The 20,368-nt window shown below is 69.0% G+C and carries 29 protein-coding genes; 15 read left to right on the forward strand and 14 right to left on the reverse strand.

The window, feature by feature from the left end; all coding sequences use genetic code 11:
* Positions 1-36: 36 nt before the first annotated feature.
* Together NQK81_RS06840 and NQK81_RS06845 are read right to left on the reverse strand one after the other, a co-directional pair.
* Entirely contained in the window at positions 37-1,293 is a 1,257-nt protein-coding gene (locus NQK81_RS06840) for an ATP-grasp domain-containing protein (RefSeq protein ID WP_257487543.1), read from the reverse strand.
* A 103-nt stretch (positions 1,294-1,396) separates the two neighbouring features.
* Complete coding sequence (locus tag NQK81_RS06845; protein WP_192745046.1) at positions 1,397-1,882, reverse strand: winged helix-turn-helix transcriptional regulator; 486 nt, start codon at positions 1,880-1,882, stop codon at positions 1,397-1,399.
* 93 nt (positions 1,883-1,975) lie between these two features.
* Here NQK81_RS06845 and NQK81_RS06850 point away from each other — a divergent pair, with 93 nt between their 5' ends.
* Positions 1,976-2,524: a dihydrofolate reductase family protein gene (locus NQK81_RS06850; protein ID WP_257487544.1), complete on the forward strand. Its 549-nt coding sequence runs from the start codon at positions 1,976-1,978 to the stop codon at positions 2,522-2,524.
* Here NQK81_RS06850 and NQK81_RS06855 read toward each other — a convergent pair.
* Entirely contained in the window at positions 2,521-2,865 is a 345-nt protein-coding gene (locus tag NQK81_RS06855) for a hypothetical protein (protein ID WP_257487545.1), read from the reverse strand. The two genes, NQK81_RS06850 and NQK81_RS06855, sit on opposite strands and share 4 nt — an antisense overlap.
* Before the next feature lie 144 nt (positions 2,866-3,009).
* A complete protein-coding gene (locus tag NQK81_RS06860; RefSeq protein WP_192745048.1) occupies positions 3,010-3,417 on the reverse strand; it encodes a VOC family protein in 408 nt (135 codons plus the stop codon).
* Positions 3,418-3,577: 160 nt separating this feature from the next.
* On the opposite strand from NQK81_RS06860, the gene NQK81_RS06865 reads away from it, so the two are divergent.
* The 3 genes from NQK81_RS06865 to NQK81_RS06875 all read left to right on the forward strand — a co-directional run bounded on the left by NQK81_RS06865 (position 3,578) and on the right by NQK81_RS06875 (position 5,234).
* Entirely contained in the window at positions 3,578-4,168 is a 591-nt protein-coding gene (locus NQK81_RS06865) for a GNAT family N-acetyltransferase (protein WP_257487546.1), read from the forward strand.
* Positions 4,169-4,548: 380 nt separating this feature from the next.
* Positions 4,549-5,028, forward strand: coding sequence for a DUF2975 domain-containing protein (locus tag NQK81_RS06870; RefSeq protein ID WP_192745050.1), 480 nt, complete (start codon positions 4,549-4,551; stop codon positions 5,026-5,028).
* On the forward strand, positions 5,028-5,234 hold the full coding sequence (locus NQK81_RS06875) for a helix-turn-helix domain-containing protein (RefSeq protein ID WP_034319648.1): 207 nt from the start codon (positions 5,028-5,030) through the stop codon (positions 5,232-5,234). Before NQK81_RS06870 ends, NQK81_RS06875 begins: the two co-directional genes overlap by 1 nt.
* On the opposite strand, the gene NQK81_RS06880 is transcribed toward NQK81_RS06875, so the two are convergent.
* Entirely contained in the window at positions 5,231-6,544 is a 1,314-nt protein-coding gene (locus tag NQK81_RS06880) for a cytochrome P450 (protein ID WP_257487547.1), read from the reverse strand. The genes NQK81_RS06875 and NQK81_RS06880 overlap by 4 nt on opposite strands.
* A gap of 71 nt (positions 6,545-6,615) precedes the next feature.
* On the opposite strand from NQK81_RS06880, the gene NQK81_RS06885 reads away from it, so the two are divergent.
* Positions 6,616-7,236, forward strand: coding sequence for a UdgX family uracil-DNA binding protein (locus NQK81_RS06885; RefSeq protein WP_257487548.1), 621 nt, complete (start codon positions 6,616-6,618; stop codon positions 7,234-7,236).
* Position 7,237: 1 nt separating this feature from the next.
* Here NQK81_RS06885 and NQK81_RS06890 read toward each other — a convergent pair whose 3' ends face one another.
* Both NQK81_RS06890 and NQK81_RS06895 read right to left on the reverse strand, forming a co-directional pair.
* On the reverse strand, positions 7,238-7,429 hold the full coding sequence (locus tag NQK81_RS06890; RefSeq protein ID WP_126730779.1) for a hypothetical protein: 192 nt from the start codon (positions 7,427-7,429) through the stop codon (positions 7,238-7,240).
* An 86-nt stretch (positions 7,430-7,515) separates the two neighbouring features.
* The gene (locus NQK81_RS06895; protein WP_257487549.1) at positions 7,516-8,478 is read right to left on the reverse strand and encodes a TIGR03557 family F420-dependent LLM class oxidoreductase; all 963 of its coding nucleotides are present in this window, start codon (positions 8,476-8,478) and stop codon (positions 7,516-7,518) included.
* A 110-nt stretch (positions 8,479-8,588) separates the two neighbouring features.
* On the opposite strand from NQK81_RS06895, the gene NQK81_RS06900 reads away from it, so the two are divergent.
* The 3 genes from NQK81_RS06900 to NQK81_RS06910 all read left to right on the forward strand — a co-directional run bounded on the left by NQK81_RS06900 (position 8,589) and on the right by NQK81_RS06910 (position 10,223).
* Positions 8,589-8,921, forward strand: coding sequence for a plasmid stabilization protein (locus tag NQK81_RS06900; RefSeq protein WP_126730776.1), 333 nt, complete (start codon positions 8,589-8,591; stop codon positions 8,919-8,921).
* A gap of 199 nt (positions 8,922-9,120) precedes the next feature.
* Positions 9,121-9,438 (forward strand): ATP-binding protein, encoded by a 318-nt coding sequence (locus NQK81_RS06905; protein WP_225949858.1) that lies wholly within the window; start codon positions 9,121-9,123, stop codon positions 9,436-9,438.
* Complete coding sequence (locus tag NQK81_RS06910) at positions 9,435-10,223, forward strand: SigB/SigF/SigG family RNA polymerase sigma factor (RefSeq protein WP_257487550.1); 789 nt, start codon at positions 9,435-9,437, stop codon at positions 10,221-10,223. Before NQK81_RS06905 ends, NQK81_RS06910 begins: the two co-directional genes overlap by 4 nt.
* Before the next feature lie 197 nt (positions 10,224-10,420).
* Here the strand turns inward: NQK81_RS06910 and NQK81_RS06915 are convergent, their stop codons facing one another.
* The 3 genes from NQK81_RS06915 to NQK81_RS06925 all read right to left on the reverse strand — a co-directional run bounded on the left by NQK81_RS06915 (position 10,421) and on the right by NQK81_RS06925 (position 11,800).
* Positions 10,421-10,750, reverse strand: a complete 330-nt coding sequence (locus tag NQK81_RS06915; RefSeq protein ID WP_257487551.1) for a DUF3140 domain-containing protein — start codon at positions 10,748-10,750, stop codon at positions 10,421-10,423.
* Positions 10,751-10,779: 29 nt separating this feature from the next.
* Positions 10,780-11,241 (reverse strand): hypothetical protein, encoded by a 462-nt coding sequence (locus NQK81_RS06920; protein ID WP_126730769.1) that lies wholly within the window; start codon positions 11,239-11,241, stop codon positions 10,780-10,782.
* Between the two features lie 97 nt (positions 11,242-11,338).
* Positions 11,339-11,800 (reverse strand): SRPBCC family protein, encoded by a 462-nt coding sequence (locus tag NQK81_RS06925; RefSeq protein ID WP_257487552.1) that lies wholly within the window; start codon positions 11,798-11,800, stop codon positions 11,339-11,341.
* A 136-nt stretch (positions 11,801-11,936) separates the two neighbouring features.
* On the opposite strand from NQK81_RS06925, the gene NQK81_RS06930 reads away from it, so the two are divergent.
* The 6 genes from NQK81_RS06930 to NQK81_RS06955 are packed head-to-tail and all read left to right on the forward strand — an operon-like array spanning position 11,937 to position 16,550.
* Positions 11,937-12,350: a phage holin family protein gene (locus NQK81_RS06930; protein WP_257487553.1), complete on the forward strand. Its 414-nt coding sequence runs from the start codon at positions 11,937-11,939 to the stop codon at positions 12,348-12,350.
* Complete coding sequence (locus NQK81_RS06935) at positions 12,347-12,652, forward strand: DUF3618 domain-containing protein (RefSeq protein ID WP_126730764.1); 306 nt, start codon at positions 12,347-12,349, stop codon at positions 12,650-12,652. The genes NQK81_RS06930 and NQK81_RS06935 overlap by 4 nt, the downstream gene beginning before the upstream one ends.
* Entirely contained in the window at positions 12,649-12,915 is a 267-nt protein-coding gene (locus NQK81_RS06940; RefSeq protein ID WP_126730762.1) for a DUF4235 domain-containing protein, read from the forward strand. The genes NQK81_RS06935 and NQK81_RS06940 overlap by 4 nt, the downstream gene beginning before the upstream one ends.
* A gap of 2 nt (positions 12,916-12,917) precedes the next feature.
* The gene (locus NQK81_RS06945) at positions 12,918-14,213 is read left to right on the forward strand and encodes an NAD(P)/FAD-dependent oxidoreductase (protein ID WP_257487554.1); all 1,296 of its coding nucleotides are present in this window, start codon (positions 12,918-12,920) and stop codon (positions 14,211-14,213) included.
* Between the two features lie 13 nt (positions 14,214-14,226).
* Positions 14,227-14,730, forward strand: a complete 504-nt coding sequence (locus tag NQK81_RS06950) for a hypothetical protein (protein WP_257487555.1) — start codon at positions 14,227-14,229, stop codon at positions 14,728-14,730.
* Positions 14,731-14,759: 29 nt separating this feature from the next.
* Positions 14,760-16,550 carry a thiamine pyrophosphate-requiring protein gene (locus NQK81_RS06955; RefSeq protein ID WP_257487556.1) on the forward strand — a complete coding sequence of 597 codons (1,791 nt, stop codon included), beginning with the start codon at positions 14,760-14,762 and terminating at the stop codon, positions 16,548-16,550.
* A gap of 3 nt (positions 16,551-16,553) precedes the next feature.
* Here the strand turns inward: NQK81_RS06955 and NQK81_RS06960 are convergent, their stop codons facing one another.
* From NQK81_RS06960 to NQK81_RS06970, 3 genes are all read right to left on the reverse strand, one after another.
* Entirely contained in the window at positions 16,554-17,315 is a 762-nt protein-coding gene (locus NQK81_RS06960) for an SDR family NAD(P)-dependent oxidoreductase (RefSeq protein WP_257487557.1), read from the reverse strand.
* A gap of 32 nt (positions 17,316-17,347) precedes the next feature.
* The gene (locus NQK81_RS06965; RefSeq protein ID WP_257487558.1) at positions 17,348-17,947 is read right to left on the reverse strand and encodes a TetR/AcrR family transcriptional regulator; all 600 of its coding nucleotides are present in this window, start codon (positions 17,945-17,947) and stop codon (positions 17,348-17,350) included.
* 360 nt (positions 17,948-18,307) lie between these two features.
* Positions 18,308-18,676 (reverse strand): winged helix-turn-helix transcriptional regulator, encoded by a 369-nt coding sequence (locus NQK81_RS06970; RefSeq protein WP_125674622.1) that lies wholly within the window; start codon positions 18,674-18,676, stop codon positions 18,308-18,310.
* 79 nt (positions 18,677-18,755) lie between these two features.
* On the opposite strand from NQK81_RS06970, the gene NQK81_RS06975 reads away from it, so the two are divergent.
* A complete protein-coding gene (locus tag NQK81_RS06975; RefSeq protein ID WP_192745067.1) occupies positions 18,756-19,280 on the forward strand; it encodes a GNAT family N-acetyltransferase in 525 nt (174 codons plus the stop codon).
* Here NQK81_RS06975 and NQK81_RS06980 read toward each other — a convergent pair.
* Positions 19,277-20,353 carry a TetR/AcrR family transcriptional regulator gene (locus tag NQK81_RS06980; protein ID WP_257487559.1) on the reverse strand — a complete coding sequence of 359 codons (1,077 nt, stop codon included), beginning with the start codon at positions 20,351-20,353 and terminating at the stop codon, positions 19,277-19,279. The two genes, NQK81_RS06975 and NQK81_RS06980, sit on opposite strands and share 4 nt — an antisense overlap.
* Positions 20,354-20,368 lie beyond the last annotated feature (15 nt).

Raw genomic sequence — 20,368 nt, forward strand, 5'->3', positions numbered from 1 at the left:
AGTGCTGGGAAGGTGTGGTGCGGTGCCGGTGCGCCGTCAGGCGCCGGCGGCGACCGAGGGCAACAGGGGGTGCGCGGTCAGCCGGACCTGGGCCATGGCCTTGTCCAGCACCGCTTCGCAGTCATCGGGATCGGCGCCCGCGCAGATCACGTACGCGTGCCGCGAGATGAACTCCGCCGGCGGCAGCCGCAGGCGCCCGCCCGGCTCGACGAGCACGTCCGCGGCGAGGATCCCGTTGTTCCGCAAGGTATCCGGAACGGACACGGACTCGACGACACAGTCCTGTTTCGGGTAGCCGAACCGCACGCCGACCCACCGGGGTTCGGCCTCGTGCGGGATGTGCGGACGCATGCCGAGCGCGACGTCGACCGCGGCCGCGCCCGGGTCGACCCCGGTCGCGAATTTGGCGAGCAACGGGATCAGGTCGCCGCCGAGCCTGCCGTTGATCTCCACGATCACCGGCCCGCGTCCGGTGAGCTTGAGCTCGGTATGCGTGATGCCGTACCGGAAGTCGATCGCGCTGTGCGCCCGGGCCAGCGTCGAACGCAGGACCGGGTCGGCGAGCAGTTCGTCCGCGGAGCTGACCAGGTGGCCGAGTTCCTCGAAGTACGGATGCATGCCGACCGTCTTGTGCGCCACGAACATCGGTGTGTACTCGCCGTCCACGACGGCACCGTCCACGCTGATCTCGGGGCCGCTCAGGTATTCCTCGACCAGCGCCCCGCCCTTGTAGGCGGGAGAGCCGCCGAAACTGGCGTCCTCCGCGGTCCGGAACGCCTTCCGCACCGCATCGGCGTCTTCCGCGAGGCTGACGCCGATACTGGCCCCGCCCCCGCGCGGCTTGACCACGACCGGGTACCCGATCCGTTCGGCCACGCGGACGGCCTGCTCGTCGTCGTGCACGAACCCGAAATCGGGCTGCGCGACGCCGGCCGCGGTCAGCGTCCGGCGGCTGAACCACTTGTCACGGCAGCCTTCGATCGCGGAGATCCCGGCACCCGGCACCCCGAGTTCGTCCGCGACATGCGCCGCCGCCACGATCAGCGCCTCGTCCCAGGACACCACACCGAGCACCGGCGTCGTGGCGTGGAGCGCGCGGGCCGCGGCCAGCACGGCGTCCTGGTCCTGTGTGTCCAGCACCGTCGCGCCGGTGATGTAGCGCTCCTGCCAGGTCGGTTCGGTCCCGTTGAACAACCACAAGGGATGCCGGCGCCCGGCCGACGCCAACAGGTACTCCCGGTACGGCCGCATCCCGCAGCCGATCACCAGGACAACACCCTCCGCTGAGCTCATTCCCTCTCCCCACCAGCCCGTCGCTCCGTCGCGGGCTACTACATCCCGGGGGCGGGTTGACCGGAACCCTTGATTCGGGAAGAACAATCAACGGGGCGTGGTGTCAGAGGGCCGCTTCGTAGGCGGCGGCGAGGCGCTGCAGCACGCCGGGGCCGTCCTTCTCCGGTGCCGGCGCGCCGAGGTGGACGACCCGGAGTTCGGCCATGAACTCCGACCACAGTTCCGGCCCGCCCGCGGCGAGCAGCTCGGCCCGGACCCGCAGGCGCTCGGTCGTCGGACGATGCTCGAGACCCCAGGCCCCGAGGTGCGCGAAGACGGGCACCAGCTGGATCGACGCCTCGGTCAGGCTGTACGCGGCCCGTTTACCGGGCCCGGCGTCCTCGCGGGTCAGCAGACCGGCCTTGACCAGCCGCTTCAACCGGTCGGCGAGGATGTTGGACGCGATCCCCTCTTCGGATCCGGCGAGCAGTTCCCGGAAATAGCGCCGGGTGCCGAACATGATGTCCCTCAGCACGAGCAGGCTCCAGCTGTCGCCGAACGCCTCGACCGCGGCGTTGATCGGGCAGCCGGAACGGGCGGGTTCCGCCATCCCTTCACCTCCAACCAGAAGTGGTTGCAATCTACCATCGCTCACTTTATCGTGGGCTGACCGATTGCATATCGCAAGCACTAGGAGGCCGGGATGCCCGAACCACAGACCGCCGACGGGAAAGTGCTGTGGCATTTCACGATGTCCCTCGACGGCTTCGTCGCGGGCCCGGGGCATGGCATGGACTGGATGACCGGGATCACCGCCAGGCCGGACCTGATCGACGAATACGCCACGACCACCGGCGCCGTCCTCGGCGGCCGCGACGGCTGGGACGCCTACCCCGACCCGAGCGGGATCTACGGCGGCGCCTGGAAAGGCCCGCTGTTCGTCCTGACCCACCACCCCGAAGACGCCACACCCACGGACGGGGTGACGTTCCTGAACTGCGGCGCGGACGAAGCCGTCCGGATCGGGCTGGAAGCGGCGAACGGGAAGAACCTCGAGGTGTTCTCGCCGGACATCGGCCGCCAGCTGCTCGCGCTGGGGTTGATCGACGAGATCGACCTGCACATCGCGCCGGTCCTGCTCGGCGACGGCGTCCGGCTGTACGACAACCCCGGGGGCGCGCCGATCCACCTGCGCGGACTCGGCCGGGAAGATCCGCGAGGCGTGCTCGACGTCCGCTTCCGGCCTCTCTAGTTCCGGTTCCCGTACGACTGCTCGCACGGATACCCGTCGCGATCGGCGTCCCAGCTCAACGGGCGCCCGGCGTTCACCCAGGCCTCGAACGCGTACGTGTACGAGAATCCCTCGGCCAAGAGGCGCTGGCACGACGTGCGGGAGGGCGCCCGCGTGACCGTCACCGGCGGCTCGACCACGACCACCGAGGTGGCGGGCGGCGCGACGACGGCGGTGGTCGTCGACGGCGGCACGATCTCCCGCACCACCGTGACCGGTGTCCCGGCCGTCGTCGTCCCGCAAGCGCCCAGTACCGCGACGGCACTCGCCGTCATCAGCAGTGCCGTGACCATCCTGTTCATCTGCCCGCCTTCCGGTGAAACCGCCGAACCCTCACGGGAGGAGAACGGCGGTTTCACGGGCGGCATAACGAGTTTCGCGCGATCGGAGCCGCAAGTCCCCGGAAGTCGGGAGCTTCGGCACGGACCGGGCAGGGCCGGAAGACCCTAGGACAGAACGACGTTCACCATCCACGAGATGCCGAACCGGTCGATACAGGCGCCGAATTCGTCGCCCCACATCTGCTTTTCGAAGGGAATCGAAACGGTGCCGTCGGCGGAGAGCTTCTCCCAGTAGCCGCGCAATTCCTCGCCGTCTTCACCACTGAGACTGATCGACACGTTGGTGCCCGGATTGTGCTCCATTCCCGGCGGCGTGTCCGAGGCCATGATCGTGTAGCCGCTCGGGGATTCGAGCTGGCTGTGCATGATCTGGTCCTCCGCCGGCGTTCCGGCCATACCGGACTCGCCGAACGTATTCAGCGTCAATTCTCCGCCGAACACCGACTTGTAGAACTCCATGGCCTGCCGGGCGTCGCCGGCGAAGCTGAGGTAGGGATTGAGACGGGAAGCCACTGGAACGCTCCTTCTGGTCGGGTCACGAGCATCCTGGCAGACGCCTCCCGGTGCGACAACGGCTCGACTACGGCCGGGTGAATTCCTTCGCACGACGAAAATTCAACGCCGTCTGCCGAATGCGGTGAGCGATTTCCCGAATACCCCTTAGGGTCCCCGTATGCCCCCGTTCCGGATCCACCCCGCGACGGCCGACCGGTTCGGTGACGTCGCGACCATCCTCAATCCGAACGGGAACGACCGCGCGTGCTGGTGTCTCGCCTACCGCGCGAAACCCGCGGACTACAGCCGGCTGCGCGGCGACGAACGCGCCGAACACGTCCGCGGCCTCTGCGCGGCGGACCCCGCGCCCGGTGTCCTCGCCTACGACGGCGCCACGCCGGTCGGCTGGTGCGGCGTCGGTCCGCGCGCCCAGCTGCATCGCCTGACGCGTTCCCGCACGATGCCGCCGATCGACGACATTCCGGTGTGGACGGTCATCTGTTTCGTCGTCCGCGCCGGGCATCGCCGCCAGGGTGTGGCGCACGCGCTGCTGGACGGCGCGGTCTCCTACGCCAGGTCGCACGGCGCGCCCGTCGTCGAGGGCTACCCCGTCGATCCGGGTGCGGGACGGATCAACTCCTCCGCGGCGCACGTCGGGACCATCGGGCTGTTCGCCGCCGCGGGGTTCGAACTCGTGGAAGAGACCAAGGCGCGCTCGGACCGGAAGGCGCGCTGGCTGATGCGGCTCGATCTGCGCTCTGGCTCGTGAGCCCCCTCGGCCATGTCGCGAAAGCCACTTTCGGGACGTCTGACGTCCCGAAAGTGGCTTTCGCGACATCCTCCGGGGCACCCGGCCGCACCGGCACGCACCCGACTTCCGCGCGGGGTGAGCCGGGGTTGCGAAAGCCACTTTCGCAACGTTGAAGGTTGCGAAAGTGGCTTTCGCAACCCCCACACACCACCCACCGCGCCCGGCCACACGCGACTCCGCGCGGGGTGGGCTGAGGGGTTGCGAAAGTGGCTTCGACACCCCAAAGGGCCCCACCCCCACGCCAGACGCGGCGAAGGACGCTTTCAGCCCACCACCCCCACACTGAAACTCGATAGCTACCGATTGACTTTCGATAGATAACGCGCGAAACTCGATGCATGATCACAGGGCAACGGGCGGTCGCGCCTCTCCGAGTGTTCCTCGTGCTGCTGTTCGGGGTCCTCGTCCTCTTCCAGACCATGTCCCTGCCGGGGCAGTTCGCGCATATGGCCCGGCAGGACCCCGAGATGGCGTATCTGCGCTGGCCCGCGACGGCGGTCTCCATCTTCTGGGTGCTGTGCGTCCAGGTCGTGGTCGTCGCCACCTGGCAACTACTGACGCTGGTCAAGAAGGACCGGATCTTCACCGAGGCGTCCCTGAGATGGGTCGACGCCATCGTCTGGGCGATCCTCGCCGGCTGGGTGGTGCTGGCGGGCGTGTTCCTCTACGTCGGCTTCAACGCCGAAGACCCGGGTCTGCCGCTGCTGCTGTTCCTGGGATTGATCGGCGTGGCCGTGCTGGGCCTGCTCATGGTCGTGATGCGCACGTTGCTGCGGCAGGCCACCACCCTGCGGTCGGACATGGAACAGGTGATCTGATGCCGATCGTCGTCCGCATCGACGTCGAACTGGCCAAACGCAAGATGAGTGTCGGCGAATTCGCCGAACTCGTCGGGCTCACCCCGGCGAACGTGGCGGTGCTCAAGAACGGCCGCGCCAAGGCCGTCCGGTTCAGCACCCTCGAAGCGATGTGCCGGGTGCTCGAATGCCAGCCCGGTGACCTGCTCGAATGGGTCGAAGACTAGGCCACCGAGAACTTCAGGTGGAAGTTGTCGAGTGTCGCGGGCAGCGGCCGCTCCGGCCCGAGGACGGCACCGGAGGCCAGCTCGAAGCGCCGGTCCTTGATCAGGTGTGCCAGCATCGTGCTCGCGCAGAACAGCACGAGATCACGGCCGGGGCAGATGGCCGGTCCGGCGCTGAACGGGACGAGCGCCGGGTTGGCCGCCGCGCTGCCGTCCAGCCAGATCCCGGGTTCGAACCGGTCGGCGTAGGGCAGGGATTCGGGGTCGCGGTGGAAGAACGGCGTGAAGATCAGCACCGTGGTCCCCGCGGGCCCCCAGGCGGTTTCGGCCGTGCTCTCGCGCAGCAGCGCGGGTGTGGTCGGCCACAGCCGGACCGATTCGAGGGCACAAGCGCGCAGGTAGGGGAACTGACCGGGCACGGTCAGGTCGGCGGCCGCGACCTCCTCGTCGGCACGTTCCCGCACGTCGGGGTGCGTGGCCAGCAGCGCGAGCGCGCGGAAGGTGACGATCCCGGCGGCGTCGAACGCGAAGAGCCAGTGGGCGACCTGGTCCGCGACGACCTCCATCGTCCGCTCGCCCGACGGACCCGCCGACGCGATGGCTTCGGCGAGGCTCCCCGCCTCCGCCCGTTCCAGATGGCCGATGAGCCGGGTACGGAACTGATCGTGGAGCCGGTCTCGCCGAGGGTGCGCGTACGCCCAGTTCGCGTCCTTCCGCAGCCGGGCGAGCGCGTCGGTGAGGCCGTCGTCGCCCGCCGCGGACTTGCCGAGCGTGACCCGCCGGACCATCCGCCACCAGGCCACGTTGAAGGTGTCCCAGTCCAGCGTGCCGCCGTCCCAGAGCGACGCCGCCTCCTCGGCGATCGCCGCGGCGAAGGGCGCGGCCAGGTCGTGCAGCGGCTTCCCCGGTTCGAGAACTTCTTCGTTGAACGTGCGGCGCGGCGCACGCTCCACCGCGTCGGAGATCAGCACGCCGTGCGGCTGGAAGTGCCCCAGCGCCGCCCGCTTCTCCTTGGTCGACGGGCTGAACGGCACCGGCGCCGCGGCGAGCACCGCGCCGACGTCTTCCCCGGACAACGCCAGGTCGATCGTGCGGCCGGGCACCCGCAAACGCAGCGGGCCGGGACCGTACTGGAAGCGAAGCCGCCCCAGCAGCCGCACGGCGGTGCGGTCGAACTGGAGTTTCTGTGCCGCGGCCATTCCCAGCGGCCGCCGTTTGATCACCCCGCCCGCGAGGGTGGGCAGGACGACCCGCAGCGCGACACGCACGGTGTCCTGGACGGAAGCGGTGGCCGGTTCGGTCGAAATCGCCATACCCGTTGGCTACCCGGCGCGGCGCGCGCGTAACCCGTTTGTCCCACGACCGGGCGGGGAATCCGGCCGCCATGGCGACCAAGGCACCCGGGGCGGATCCGCCGGAAACCGTGGATCTGGACAGGCTTCGTTCGGCGGCGTCCGGCTGCCGCGGCTGCGACCTCTACCGCGACGCCACCCAGACCGTCTTCGGCGAAGGCTCCCGCAAGGCGGAGATCATGGTGGTCGGCGAACAACCCGGCGATCAGGAGGACCGGCAGGGTGCCCCGTTCGTGGGGCCCGCCGGGCGGCTGCTCGACCGGGCCCTCGACGAGGCGGGCTTCGACCGCCGGTCGATCTACGTCACCAACGCGGTCAAGCACTTCAAGTTCAAACGGGACGAACGCGGCAAACGGCGCATCCACAAGACGCCGTCCAAGACCGAGATCGTCGCCTGCCGTCCGTGGCTGCACGCCGAACTCGCCGCGGTCCACCCGGAGCTGCTGATCTTCCTCGGCGCGACGGCGGCGAAGGCGCTGCTGGGCGACGACTTCCGCATCACCCGCAGCCGTGGTGAGCGGATCGACCTCGCCGAGTTCGACACCACCGCCGTCGCCACCGTGCACCCGTCGGCGGTGCTGCGCGCGCCGGACCGCGACGAGGCCTACCGGGCCTTCGTCGCGGATCTCGTGGCGGCGCGCGGCGACCGCTGAATCACGCCACTTCGGAGCTACGGCCGCTGTCGTGCAAGCCCAGCATGTCCAGCAGGGTCGCGCAGTCTTCGGGGCTCCTCGCCCGGGAAGCGACGGCGATGGCCGCCTTGCGCCGGATCGCCTCCTGCTCCGGTGTGTCCTGGCCTTCCGGCAGCAGGTCCGGGACGGGATGGAGGCCGAGTTCGTTGTTCATCTGTCCCCCTTGGCTGTGAAGGATGTGTCGCATTGGTACCCGCGGCTCGCGGGTTTGAACACGGGTGACCCCGATCGGGGGTGAAATCAGCTCCGCAGCGCCGGCAGGAGCGTGTCCTGGGCGAAGCGGAGGAAGCCTTCCTGCTGATCGCCGCCGATCTGGATCAACGCCAGATCGGTGAACCCGGCCGCCTCGAATTCGCCCACCTGTTTCACGATCCGGTCGACGTCCGGCCCGCACGGGATCGCCTCGGCGACGTCCTCGGGTTTGACGAACTGGGTGGCCCCGGCGAACCCCGCGGGTCCCGGCAGTTCGGCGTTGACCTTCCAGCCGCCGGCGAACCAGCGGAACTGCTCGTGCGCGCGCCGGATCGCGGCGTCGCGATCCTCACCCCACGACACCGGCAGCTGGGCGATCTTCCTGCTGGGCGGGCCGAGTTTGGTGGCGTCCCACTCCCGGCTCAGCGCCTCGTCCGGTTCCACCGCGATCATCGCGTCGGCGATCGGCGCGAACCGGGTCACCGACTGCGATCCGGACACCGCGACCGCGATCGGCACCCGCTGCTCGGGCAGGTCCCAGAGTTTCGCGGAGTCCACCCGGAAGTGGTCACCCTTGTAGTTGAAGTAGCCGCCGTCGAACAGTCCGCCGATGATCTGGACCGCTTCGGCGAGCATCTCGTGCCGGACGTTCGCCGGCGGCCAGCCGCGGCCGACGACGTGCTCGTTGAGGTTCTCCCCCGCGCCGAGCCCCAGGGTGAACCGGCCGTCCGACAACGCCTGGACGGTCGCCGCCTTCTGCGCCACCACCGCCGGGTGGTAGCGCATGATCGGACACGTCACGAAGGTCATCAGTTCCACCCGTTCGGTGCTCTGGGTCACCGCTCCCAGCACGCTCCACGCGTACGGCGAATGCCCCTGCTCGTCCAGCCAGGGCGAAAAGTGGTCGCTCATCACCTCGAAGTCGAAACCCGCCTTCTCGGCCCCGGCGGCGTACTCCACCAGGTCTTTCGGCCCGGCCTGTTCGGTCATGAGGGTGTAGCCGATGCGCATGTGATCCTCCTTCGCGTCGACCCCCGCGTACCCGCCCGGCCCCGGGCTCAACCGGACGTTTATCCGGCGAACCGAACGGGGTACCTGACCGGGGAAAGGAAGGAGCCGCGATGCCGCAGCAGGCTTGGAGCGACAAACGAGAACGTCAGTACGAACACATCAAGGACTCGGCGAAGGAGCGGGGCGCGAGCACCGACCGGGCCGAGGAGATCGCCGCCCGCACGGTCAACAAGAACCGCGCCCAGGCGGGCGAATCCCGGGAAGCGAGCCGCACGTCCCTCGAGGACATGTCCCCTCAGCGGCGGGGTGGCAAGCGGTCGGGGAACCGGCTGGGCCCGAACGGCCCGACCAAGGACCAGCTCTACAACGAAGCGAAACAACGCAACGTCGAGGGCAGGTCGAAGATGTCCAAAAAGGAGCTTCAGCGAGCCCTGGGCCGTTGATCACGCGTCACGCGGCGGAGCACCGCCGCGGTCACCCCACGGCCACGGACGGATGGGTTTCGTAATGGATGCACACGGACGGGGCGGTCTCACCCCCCAGACCCGGTCTCAGTCGGACGGTCTGTCCGACCGGGTCGAACTCCGCCTTCCCGCCGAAGCGGAGCAGATCCCTCTCGTCCGCACGCTCACCCATGGTGTGGTGGCGCGTGCGGACTTCGGCTTGGACGCCATTTCAGACGCGAAGATGGCCGTCGACGAAGCCTGTTCCCAACTTGTCCAGCCCGCTGAACTGGGAGCCGTTCTTTGTTGTGTCTTTCACGAGATACCGGAAGGAATCGCCGTCTCGATCTCGACGCGGACGAACCGGCCTTTCCTGCCGAGCGAGACGACGTTCGGCTGGCACGTCCTGACGACCTTGACCCACTCGGTGCGGGCGCGGTGCGAGCCGATTCCCGGCGAAACAGGGGGCACGACGACGATCGATCTCGTGTTGGCCCCGGGAACGAGCGACGGGTGAGTGGGGAGCGCAAGACTCTCACCCGGCAGGCGGATGACTACGCCCAGTGCGAACCGCTCTTCGAGGAGCTGTCGTCGCTGCCGGAGGATTCCCCGCGCCGCCGGGAGGTGCGCGCCCGCCTCGTCACCGAACTCCTGCCACTCGCCGAGCACATCGCCACCAGGTTCTCCGGCCGGGGTGAGCCTCGCGAAGACCTGGTCCAGGTGGCGCGGATTGGCCTGATCAACGCGGTCGACCGATTCGATCCCGGCCGCGGGCACGACTTCCTCTCGTTCGCCGTGCCCACCATCATGGGCGAGGTCCGGCGGCATTTCCGGGACACCGGCTGGTCGGTCCGGGTACCGAGGCGGCTCAAGGAACTCCACGTCTCGCTCAGCCAGGGCACCGCCGCGCTGTCCCAGCGGCTCGGCCGCGCGCCGACTCCGACCGAGCTCGCCGAACACCTCGGGCTCGAAGTCAACGAGGTGCGGGAAGGACTACTCGCCGGCCAGGCGTACCAGACGTTGTCGGTCGACAAACCGGTCCACGACAACGCCACCGAGGCCCTCTCGCTCGCCGACACGATCGGCGAGGAAGACCACGAGATGGCGCTGGTGGAGAACCACGAGGCGCTGCAACCGCTCCTGCGGGAGCTCCCGAAGCGGGAACGCGCGATCCTCGTGATGCGGTTCTTCGGGGGTTACACCCAGACGCAGATCGCGGAACGGATCGGCATCTCGCAGATGCACGTTTCGCGTCTCCTGTCGCAGACGCTGGACCAGCTGCGCGGGAAGCTCTCGGAGTAGCGGGCGCCTTCCAGACGTAACTCGCGTGATCGAACACGTAACTCGCGTGATTGAAGGCGTAACTCTCACATACGGCCTCAATCACGCGAGTTACGCCTGCGATCACGCGAGTTACGTGTTCAGGCACAGAACCAGAAGTACGTGAAGGCCCCCTTCACCGCGTCCAGCGCGGTGAAGGGGGCCTTCACGTACTTCGGTCACACGGATTTCAGCGGATCGTGCCCCATCGACATCAGCTTGTGCCGCCAGTGCGCCTCGCCCGCGACCGGTTCGAGGTCGTCACGCCGCTGGTCCCCGACCCGCCGGACGACCGAGCGCATCACCCGTTCGTCCTCGGCGGTGAGGTCGGTCCTGCGCTTGCCGAGGATGCCCAGGACATGCCGCCCGGTCGGCGTGCCCGCCTGGTCCGGCAAGGCTTCGTCCTCGTCGTCGGCCGACCTCGTGCGCAGCCAGTCGGCCAGTTCCCGCGAGGTCATGTTGACCACGCGATGGAACTCGTCCCATAGTTCGTCATCGATCTCGTGCACGGCGAAACCTCCTGCCAGCACTCGATTTCTTACGGCGTCGTGTACGGCGCCCGCTGTTCGATGGACGGGCTCGCGGCCGGGTAACGGCCGTCCTGCCCGGGCACCGGCGTCACCGTCGTGCCCTGTTGCTCGGGCTCGACGCGCCTCGGCCGGTTGATGACCGCTTCGGCCTCCTGCTCACCACGGATCCGCGAAAGCACGCTGAGCGTGATCGCGTGGGCGACGGCCAGCACCAGCAGCAGGACACCCAGCCTGCCCACCACGCCAGGAAGGTCGCTGCCCCCGATGTCGACGGTCGACAGCAACGCCAGGACGCCCAGCGTCGCGAGATGGAACAACACCGTCACGAGCCACGTCATGGAAGCGCCCGCGGCCGGATCGCCGTGGGAACCTCGCAGGTAGCGCTTACCGCTCTGGTAGATGATCAGACCGTCGAGCATGACCAGCGCCACCCCGATGACGAGGAAGGCCACGTATGCGTTGGTAGTCATGCCGGAACGCTCCCTTCGTTATGGACCTCACCCCAAGAGATACCCGGGACCTCCCCCGGGAAAACGCCGTCTTCCAGGGGAGGTCCCGGGTCACCGGTCAGCTGCCGGGACGGTCCACGTCACCGCGCCAGGCGCCGGACTCGTAGCCGCGGCTCTCGATGAACTCCTTGAACCGCTTCATGTCGCCCTTGATCCGGCGGTCGAGCACGCCGAGCTTGTCGGCGACGTTCTCGGCGAAGCCTTCCGGATCGATCTCCATCTGCGCCGTGACCCGGGTCTTGTTGTCGCTCAGGCGATGGAACGTGATGACGCCCGCGTGGTCGGGACCGGAGTCCGACGTCCACGCGACGCGCTCGTCGGGATGTTGTTCGGTGATCGTCGCGTCGAATTCCCGGCTCACCCCACCGAATTTGGTCACCCAGTGGGTGTGGGTCGCGTCGATCTGACGGATCTCCTCGACCCCTTCCATGAACTGCGGGAAGCTCTCGAACTGAGTCCACTGGTTGTACGCGGTCTTCACCGGGACTTCGACGTCCACCATTTCGGTGATCGTGCTCATGCATCCTCCTGTCGGTTGGGTGCTTTTCGAACCGGTACTCCCCGGCTACCCGGCGCTCAGCGGGGCGAAACACGCTGTGATTGACCGGCCGGGTCGCCGGGTACCCGGCGGGCAGAACGCTCCGAGGAGGTGCCCCATGATCGAAGAGACCCACCGGAAGCCGGCCGCAGAGAAGTCGGTCGGCGAACTGGTTTCCGATCTCAGCGACGAGGTCAAACACCTCGTCCGCGACGAGATGCGGCTGGCAGTGTTCGAGTTGCAGCGCAAAGGGAAGAAGATGGGCTTCGGTGCCGGATTGTTCGGCGCCGCCGGTGTTTTCGCGCTTTTCGGGCTGGCGACCCTGATCGCCGCGGTGGTGCTGGCCCTCGCGCTGGTGATGCCCGCCTGGCTGGCGGCCGTGGTGACGGGCGCGGCCCTGCTCCTGATCGCCGGCCTTTCGGCCGTCGTCGGCAAGAAGGAGGTCTCCAGCGCGACCCCGCCGGTGCCGGAAGAGGCCATCGAAGGTGTCCGTGAGGACGTCGACACCGTCAAGCAAGGAGTGCGGTCATGACCGATTTCCCCAAGAACGCCGAAGAGGCCCGCGCCGATCGCGACGTGACGCGGGAGGAACTCACCGAGACCCTTGACGCGCTGGGCAAGAAGATGGACGTCAAGGCGAGGGTCAACGACAACCTCGACGCCAAGGTCGACGAGGCGAGCGCCAAGATCTCCGAGAAGGTCTCCGAGCCCGCGGCGCAGAAGTTCCGTCAGGGCACCGAAGTCGTCCGCGCGAACCCCGTGCCGATCTTCGCCGGGCTCCTGGCGTTGCTCGTCACCATCCGGCTGATCATGCGAAAGAGGTCTTCATCGTGAACAAGGTTCTCTACAAACCGCTCAGCATGGTCGTGAGCGCCGCGGGCGGTGTGCTCGCCGGGATCGCGTTCAAGCAGATCTGGAAACGCGTGAGCGGCGACGAAGAAGCACCGGAGGCCACCGACCGGGACTTCACCTGGACCCAGGTGATCGTCGCGGCCGCCGCGCAGGGCGCGATCTTCGGCGCGGTGAAGGCCGCCACCGAACGGGCGGGCGCGGTCGGCTATCGCAAGGCGACCGGCGACTGGCCCACGGAGGACTGACCATGCGCGTGGTGATCGTCGGAGGCGGGTTCGCCGGCTACAACGCGGCCAAGACCCTCCTCAAGTCGGTCGGCGACGACACGGAAGTCGTCGTGCTGAACCCGACCGACTACTTCCTCTACCTCCCCCTGCTCCCCGAAGTCGCCGCCGGGATCCTCGAACCGCGGCGGATCTCGGTGTCCATCCCCGGCACGTTGCGCGGTGTGCGACTCGTGCTCGGCACCGCCAAGTCCGTCGATTTCGACGACCGCAGCGTGAGCTACACCGACCCCGAGGGCCGCGAACACTCCCTCGGCTACGACCGTCTCGTCCTCGCCGCGGGCAGCGTCAACAAGCTGCTGCCGATCCCCGGCGTGCCCGAGTACGCCCACGGCTTCCGCGGGCTGCCCGAAGCCCTCTACCTGCGGGACCACGTCACCCGGCAGATAGAACTCGCCGCCTCGGCGCAGGATCCGGCCGAACGCGACGCGCGCTGCACGTTCGTCGTTGTCGGCGCCGGCTACACCGGTACGGAGGTCGCCGCGCAAGGACCCGCGTTCACCGCCGCGCTCGCCGCCCGGCATCCCGAGCTGAAGGACCAGAAGATCCGGTGGCTGCTGCTCGACGTCGCCGAGCGGGTCCTGCCGGAACTCGACCGGCGGCTCGGCGCCACGGCGGACGAGGTGCTGCGCGAACGCGGCGTCGAGGTGCTGATGAAGACGTCGATCGACGACGCCGGCGAAAAGGGCGTCACGCTGACCACCGGTGAATCCGTGCCCACGCACACCCTGGTGTGGTGCGTCGGTGTCCGGCCGGATCCGCTGATCGAGGACCTGGGGCTGAAGACGGCCAAGGGACGGCTCGTCGTGACGGCGCAACTGAACGTCCCTGGACGGCGCGACGTCTACGCGTGCGGAGACGCGGCCGCCGTCCCGGATCTGACCCGGCCCGGCGAATACACGCCGATGACGGCCCAGCACGCCGAACGGCAGGGCAAACTCGCCGGGCGGAACGTGGCCGCGTCCCTCGGGCACGGCTCGCACGGCACCTACCGGCACCACGACCTCGGCTTCGTCGTCGACCTCGGCGCCCGCCGGGCCGCGGCGAACCCCTTGCACATCCCGCTTTCCGGGTTCGCGGCCAAGGCGGTGACCCGCGGCTACCACCTGCTGGCCATGCCGGGAAACCGGCTGCGCACCGCCACCGACTGGGCGCTCGAAGCGGTGACGAAGCGGCAGACAGTCCAATTAGGACTCGTACGATCGGGTTCGGTGCCGCTGGACACGGATTCCCCCGAACTCCCCCGCACGAACTGCTAGAGGAGAGACGCCCATGACCACCGAATCCGATCCCGTCCGCGCCGAAGGCCCCTCGGTCGTCACCGACGGCGGCTCCGAGGGGGCGAAGCTACTGGTCCTCGACCCGGCGGGCGAGGGCAAACACGGCGAACTCCCGGCGACGTGGCGCCCGCTCGCGGCCCAGCGTCAGATCATCTGGTGCAGGCTGCCGGTCGACGGCGCGCTCAGCCAGGCCGAAGACGTGCTCGGTGACGCGGAACCCGGTGGCCCGCCGATCGACGTCGTGGCCGCCGGCGACGCGGCCGCGGACGCGCTGCGGCTGGCCGAACGCCATCCCGGCTCGGCGTCCCATGTCCTGCTGGTCGACCCGGTGCCGGACGAATCGTCCGACCTCGCCGAACGGGTGCGTTCGGCCGGGACCGCGGTGGACGTGCTCCCCCACAGCACCGGTGAGCCGTACAACCGGGTGCCGCCGCCGCTGCCGCTCGGACATCCGGACGTCGTCGCCGGGATCACCAAGATCCTCGAGGACGTTTAGCCGCCGGAGGGCGGCGGTATCCGGCGACCATGAGCGAAACCGTTGCGGACCATGTTCTGACCAGGCTGCGCGAATGGGACGTGGAGCAGGTCTTCGCCTATCCCGGGGACGGGATCAACGGGCTGGTGAGCGCGTTCGGCGCGGCGGGGAACAAACCCCGTTTCGTGCAGACGCGGCACGAGGAGATGGCGGCGTTCGCCGCCGTCGGCTACGCGAAGCTGAGCGGACGGCCCGGTGTCTGCATGGCGACGTCCGGCCCGGGGGCGATCCACCTGCTCAACGGCCTCTACGACGCCAAACTCGACCACGTGCCGGTGGTGGCGATCGTCGGGCAGACGGCGCGCAGCGCGATGGGCGGCAGTTACCAGCAGGAGGTGGATCTGCAGGCGTTGTTCAAGGACGTCGCGAGCGAATACCTCGTCGAGGTGAACGTCCCGGAACAGCTGCCGAACGCGCTCGACCGCGCCCTCCGCACGGCCATCGCGCAGCGCGCGCCCACGGCGGTGATCATCCCGGCGGATCTGCAGGAGGAGACCTACCAGCCGCCGCAGCACGAGTTCAAGCACGTGCCGTCGTCCCTGCCCGACCATCCGCGGGCCAGCGTCATCCCGCCCTCGGAAGAGGTCGCCCGCGCCGCGGAGGTGCTGAACGCGGGTGAGAAGGTGGCGATCCTGCTCGGGCAGGGCGCGCGCAACGCCGTCACCGAGTTGCGCGAGGTCGCCGAACTGACCGGCGCCGGCGTGGCGAAGGCGTTGCTGGGCAAGGATGTCCTGCCCGACGACCTGCCGTACGTCACCGGCTCGATCGGCCTGCTCGGCACCCGGCCGACGTACGAGATGATGCGGGACTGCGACACGTTCCTGATCGTCGGCTCGAACATGCCGTACGCGCAGTTCCTGCCGGAATTCGGCCAGGCCCGCGCGGTCCAGATCGACATCGATCCCCGGTTCCTCGGCCTGCGCTATCCGACCGAGGTGAACCTGCTCGGCGACGCGAAGGGCACGCTGCAGCAGCTGATTCCGTTGCTGGAGCGCAAAACCGACCGCGGTTGGCGCGAGAAGATCGAGAAGAACGTCGGCCAATGGCAGGAGACCCTGACCCGCCAGGCGATGCTGGAGGCCAACCCGGTCAACCCGATGCGGATCGTGCACGAACTGTCCGAGCGGATCCCCGAGGACGCCATCGTCACCGCCGACTCCGGTTCGGCCACCAACTGGTACGCCAGGAACCTCCGGATGCGCGGCCGTATGCGGGGCACGCTCTCCGGCACCCTCGCGACGATGGGCTCCGGCGTGCCGTACGCGATCGGCGCGAAGTTCGCCCATCCCGACCGGCCGGTGATCGCCCTGGTCGGCGACGGCGCGATGCAGATGAACGGGATGGCGGAACTGCTGACCATCGCCCGCTACCGCGAACTGTGGTCCGATCAGCGCTGCGTCGTCTGCGTCTTCCACAACGGTGACCTGAACCAGGTCACCTGGGAACTGCGCGCCATGGGCGGCTCGCCGAAGTTCGAGCCGTCGCAGAGCCTGCCGGAAGTGTCCTATTCGGACTTCGCGCTGGAGGTCGGGCTCGGCGGGATCGCCGTCGACGATCCCGCCCAGCTCGGCGAGGCCTGGGACGTCGCGCTGTCGGCCGACGTGCCGACCGTGCTCGACGTCCGGTGCGATCCCGAGGTGCCGCCGATTCCCCCGCACGCCACCTTCGAGCAGGTGAAGGCCATGACCGAAGCCGTCCTGAAGGGCGAGCCCGACGCCTGGCACCTGGTGACGCAGGGGATCAAGACGAAGATGCAGGAGCTGCTGCCCTCGCGCCGCTGAGGTTCAGGCGCTGGCGCCGCCGTCGAGGACGATGTCGTGCCCCACGACGTACGCGGACTCGTCCGAAGCCAGCCAGAGCACGGCGGCGGCGATCTCCTCGACCGCGCCGATTCGGCCGAGCGGGATGACCGAACCGAGCCGTTCGGCGCGGTCGGCCTCGGATTCACCGGGCCGGAACGACATGCCGGTGTCGGTGGCGCCGGGGCTGACCGCGTTGATCCGGATGCCCTCGGCGATGTGGTCGCGCGCCGCGGTGCGGGTCAGCACGTCCACGGCGGCCTTCGAAGCGGCGTAGGCGGCCATGCCCGGCAGGCGGTGGTGCGAGCCGATGTTGGACGACATGTTGACGATGACTCCCCCACCACCCGTCCGCATCTGGGCGATCTCGTGTTTCATCGACAGCCAGGTGCCCGTGAGGTTCGTCCGCACGACGGCGTCGAAGTCGTCTTCGTCCAGATCCGCCGCCGGCGCGGGACTGCCGAGCACACCGGCGTTGTTGAACGCGATGTCGAGTTTGCCGTGCCGCCGCACGGTCTCGGCCACGAGACGCTCGACTTCCGCGCCGGTACTCACGTCGGCGGTCACCGCGTCGGCGGTTCCGCCGTCGGCCTCGATCTCCTTCACTGTCTGGCGGAGCTTCTCGCCGTCCCGACCGGACACGACGACCTGAGCGCCTTCGCGCGCGAAGGCCGCCGCCGTGGCGCGGCCGATCCCGGAACCTCCTCCGGTGACCAGGACGACCTTGCCGCTGAATCGCTTCCCCACAGTGTTCTCCACTTTCTGGTCCGATCGTTCTATTATGAGCGCGTGCGAGCGGCTTCGAGCACCGCGATCGCCTGCTTCGCCGTCGCCTTGGCGCGCGCCGCGGGATCCGGCCCCTTGCTCAGCACCCGCATTCCCTGCAGGACGGTGAGCAGGAAGCCTGCCAGCTCTTCCGGGTCCGCGGCGGCGTCGAGTTCGCCCTGCGCCTTCGCGCGGCTCAGCGCCATCCGAACGGCCAGCTCGAGCGCGTCCCAGCTGCGCTCGACCACCCGCGCGACCTCGGGATCCCTCGGCATCATCTCCATGGCGGCATTGACCACGAAACAGCCTTTACGCCCCGATTCCCCCAGTATTTCGGCGAGATACCGGTCGATGAGCCGCCGCACACCCGCGAGCGCCGGCCCCGGGCCGGCGAAGTCCTCGACGAACCGCTCGTTGCCCCGGGCGATGTAGCGGTTCAAGGCCGTCAGGTACAGCTCGTGCTTGGTGCCGAACGTGGCGTACAGACTCGCCTTGCCGATGCCGAGCTCGGCGACCAGGTCACTGACCGAGGTGGCCTCGTACCCCTGCCGCCAGAACAGTTCCAGCGCGGCATCGCAGGCCGCGTCGACGTCGAATTCCTTCACCCGGGACACGAGAGGAGCTTAGCCACATCTGGACCGATCGGTCAAATAAGTGGCGGTCTGGTCTTGGGTCCCCTACCCGGTCGATGAAGGCTCGGGGCGGCGGAGGTGGTGTCGCGAAAGCCACTTTCGGGACACCAGACGTCTCGAAAGTGGCTTTCGCGACATGCTCGCCAGGCGGTGCCGGGCCCGGCCACGGCCGACGTTGCGAAAGCCACTTTCGCAACGTTGAAGGTTGCGAAAGTGGCTTTCGCAACCTTCATGCCGGGCGAGGTGAAGGATTCACTGAGGTGGCAAGGGAGCCAGTGTTCCCAATGCCTCAGTTGAGGCGCTCAGCGTCTCAACTGAGGCATTGGGAACACCGGCGGCGGCTCAGGAAGCGGAGTCGTAGGCCGACCGGGCCTCTTCCACCTTCGGCAGGTTCTCGGTCGACCAGTCCGCGAGGGTCGCGAAAAGCGGCGCCAGGCTCCGGCCGAGGTCGCTGATCTCGTACTCGACCCGCGGCGGCACCTCGGCGTGATAGGTCCGGGTGAGCAGGCCGTCGCGTTCCAGCTGCCGCAACCGTTGCGTCAGCACCTTCGGCGTGATCGAACCGATCCGCCGCTCGAGTTCGACGAACCGCTGCCTGCCGAATTCGTTGAGCGCCCACAGGATCGGCGTGGTCCAGCGGCTGAAGACGAGGTCGACCACCGGGGCGATCGGGCAGGCCTGTTCGGGGGTCGTCGAGGCGTCGGCGCGCATGACGCCAAGGTACGCCGGGTTGCCGAGTTGTCATGATCCGGACACCCCACGGCCGCGCCGGGGCGCGTAACGTTCTGTTATGGACTTGACCACCGAAAGGCTCGTCGTCCGTGAGTGGTCCGAGGACGACGCCGAAGCCGCGCTGGCGATCTACGGCACCACCGACGTGACCCGCTGGCTCACCCCGGCGATGGACCGCGTGACCGACGCCGCGGCCATGCGTTCGGTTCTGCAGGCCTGGCAACAGGCGCAGCCGAATCTCGTGCCGCCGCGCGGCAGATGGGCGGTGCAGCGCAAGGAGGACGGCGTGGTCGTCGGCGGGCTGGGCATCCACCTGCTGCCACCGTACGAAGAGGACCTGGAGATCAGCTGGCAGCTGCATCCGGATGCCTGGGGCGAGGGATACGCCTCCGAGGCCGCCCGCGCGCTGATCGGCTGGGCGTTCACCCAGGACACGGACGAACTCTTCGCCGTCGCGCGGCCGAACAACACCCGCGCCATCGCGACCGCGAAACGGCTCGGGATGGTCTGGGTCGGGGAAACCGACAAGTACTACGGGCTTCGCCTGCAGGTGTACCGGATCCGACACACGGACACGGTCTAGGCGCTGTCCACACGGGACACTTCGCCCGAGACGGCGTGTCCCGCGCCGCGCCCGTCCGCCGTGGCGACGACGCGGCCCCGGTCGACCCGGATCGCGGCCTCGGTCTCGTCGCTGACCGCGAGCACCCCCGCGGCCGCCGCCAGTGTCCCGGTCACGTCGCACACCACGCGCAGGCGCGGCCAAGACGGCTCCGGGAAGGCCTGCCGCAGACCGCCGCACACCTCCGCGACGGTCAGCCGGGTCAACGGCACCAGCTCGGCGGGCTCACTGGTCACGACGACGACGGTGACATCACCGTCGTGCGCCCGGACGGCCTCTTCCGCGGCGCCCAGCCGATGCGTGCCCAGGACGACGACCACGCCCTCGGCGGGTACGAAGGATTCCCCGCGCACGAGGTCCACGGCTCCTGGCGGTGACCACGGCCGGTCGGCCGCCTGCGCCGCGGGCACGATCACCGGCGGCGCCCACCAGTCGTTGAAGGCCAGCCCCGCCAGCCGTTCGCAGGCGCTCACGACGTCGAACGGTTCGACGAGGCCCGGCGCGGCGGCCGCCAGCTGGCCGGCGCCGTGCAGCGTGGTCAGCACGGTCTCCGCGAGCCGGACCCGGCGCGGGATCGGCGACCCCGGCGGCCGCACCGGCGGGTCGAGCCGTTCCAGCGCGATCCCCAGCAGCAGGCCGTTGAGCTTCACCAGCTGAGCGAACGGCCGCCGGACGCGCTCGTCCGCGAGCACCTCCGGCATCAGGTCTCGCGCGAGGCCCGCCTGATCGTCGTTCAGGGGAAACGCGGCCACTCTCACCCTGGCCAGAGCGCCCAGCGCGTCCTCGAGCGTCTCACCGGGCGCCGCGTGCGGCGCGCCCGCGGACCGCTCGGCCAATTCGGCCAGGACGGCGAAGTACAGCGCGCGTTTTCCCGGGAAGTTCGAGTAGACCGCGCCGCGGGTGAGTTCGGCCCGCTCGGCGATGACGTCGATCTTGGCGTCCCGGAAGCCCTGCTCCGCGAACTCGTCGCGCGCGGCGGACAGCACCTTCGCGCGATTGCGCTCCTGCGTCTCCGCCCTGCTCAGCCGGACCATCGGCCTCCCGTCTGC

Origin of the sequence: Amycolatopsis roodepoortensis (genome assembly GCF_024628825.1) — a bacterium.
GTDB classification, from domain to species: Bacteria; Actinomycetota; Actinomycetes; order Mycobacteriales; family Pseudonocardiaceae; genus Amycolatopsis; species Amycolatopsis roodepoortensis.

Bases quoted from the DNA above. Each gene is read 5' to 3' on its own strand.
- NQK81_RS06840 (WP_257487543.1), bottom strand. From the start codon at position 1,293: ATGAGCTCAGCGGAGGGTGTTGTCCTGGTGATCGGCTGCGGGATGCGG.
- NQK81_RS06845 (WP_192745046.1), bottom strand. From the start codon at position 1,882: ATGGCGGAACCCGCCCGTTCCGGCTGCCCGATCAACGCCGCGGTCGAG.
- NQK81_RS06850 (WP_257487544.1), top strand. From the start codon at position 1,976: ATGCCCGAACCACAGACCGCCGACGGGAAAGTGCTGTGGCATTTCACG.
- NQK81_RS06855 (WP_257487545.1), bottom strand. From the start codon at position 2,865: ATGAACAGGATGGTCACGGCACTGCTGATGACGGCGAGTGCCGTCGCG.
- NQK81_RS06865 (WP_257487546.1), top strand. From the start codon at position 3,578: ATGCCCCCGTTCCGGATCCACCCCGCGACGGCCGACCGGTTCGGTGAC.
- NQK81_RS06870 (WP_192745050.1), top strand. From the start codon at position 4,549: ATGATCACAGGGCAACGGGCGGTCGCGCCTCTCCGAGTGTTCCTCGTG.
- NQK81_RS06875 (WP_034319648.1), top strand. From the start codon at position 5,028: ATGCCGATCGTCGTCCGCATCGACGTCGAACTGGCCAAACGCAAGATG.
- NQK81_RS06880 (WP_257487547.1), bottom strand. From the start codon at position 6,544: ATGGCGATTTCGACCGAACCGGCCACCGCTTCCGTCCAGGACACCGTG.
- NQK81_RS06885 (WP_257487548.1), top strand. From the start codon at position 6,616: ATGGCGACCAAGGCACCCGGGGCGGATCCGCCGGAAACCGTGGATCTG.
- NQK81_RS06890 (WP_126730779.1), bottom strand. From the start codon at position 7,429: ATGAACAACGAACTCGGCCTCCATCCCGTCCCGGACCTGCTGCCGGAA.
- NQK81_RS06895 (WP_257487549.1), bottom strand. From the start codon at position 8,478: ATGCGCATCGGCTACACCCTCATGACCGAACAGGCCGGGCCGAAAGAC.
- NQK81_RS06900 (WP_126730776.1), top strand. From the start codon at position 8,589: ATGCCGCAGCAGGCTTGGAGCGACAAACGAGAACGTCAGTACGAACAC.
- NQK81_RS06920 (WP_126730769.1), bottom strand. From the start codon at position 11,241: ATGACTACCAACGCATACGTGGCCTTCCTCGTCATCGGGGTGGCGCTG.
- NQK81_RS06925 (WP_257487552.1), bottom strand. From the start codon at position 11,800: ATGAGCACGATCACCGAAATGGTGGACGTCGAAGTCCCGGTGAAGACC.
- NQK81_RS06930 (WP_257487553.1), top strand. From the start codon at position 11,937: ATGATCGAAGAGACCCACCGGAAGCCGGCCGCAGAGAAGTCGGTCGGC.
- NQK81_RS06935 (WP_126730764.1), top strand. From the start codon at position 12,347: ATGACCGATTTCCCCAAGAACGCCGAAGAGGCCCGCGCCGATCGCGAC.
- NQK81_RS06945 (WP_257487554.1), top strand. From the start codon at position 12,918: ATGCGCGTGGTGATCGTCGGAGGCGGGTTCGCCGGCTACAACGCGGCC.
- NQK81_RS06950 (WP_257487555.1), top strand. From the start codon at position 14,227: ATGACCACCGAATCCGATCCCGTCCGCGCCGAAGGCCCCTCGGTCGTC.
- NQK81_RS06955 (WP_257487556.1), top strand. From the start codon at position 14,760: ATGAGCGAAACCGTTGCGGACCATGTTCTGACCAGGCTGCGCGAATGG.
- NQK81_RS06970 (WP_125674622.1), bottom strand. From the start codon at position 18,676: ATGCGCGCCGACGCCTCGACGACCCCCGAACAGGCCTGCCCGATCGCC.
- NQK81_RS06975 (WP_192745067.1), top strand. From the start codon at position 18,756: ATGGACTTGACCACCGAAAGGCTCGTCGTCCGTGAGTGGTCCGAGGAC.
- NQK81_RS06980 (WP_257487559.1), bottom strand. From the start codon at position 20,353: ATGGTCCGGCTGAGCAGGGCGGAGACGCAGGAGCGCAATCGCGCGAAG.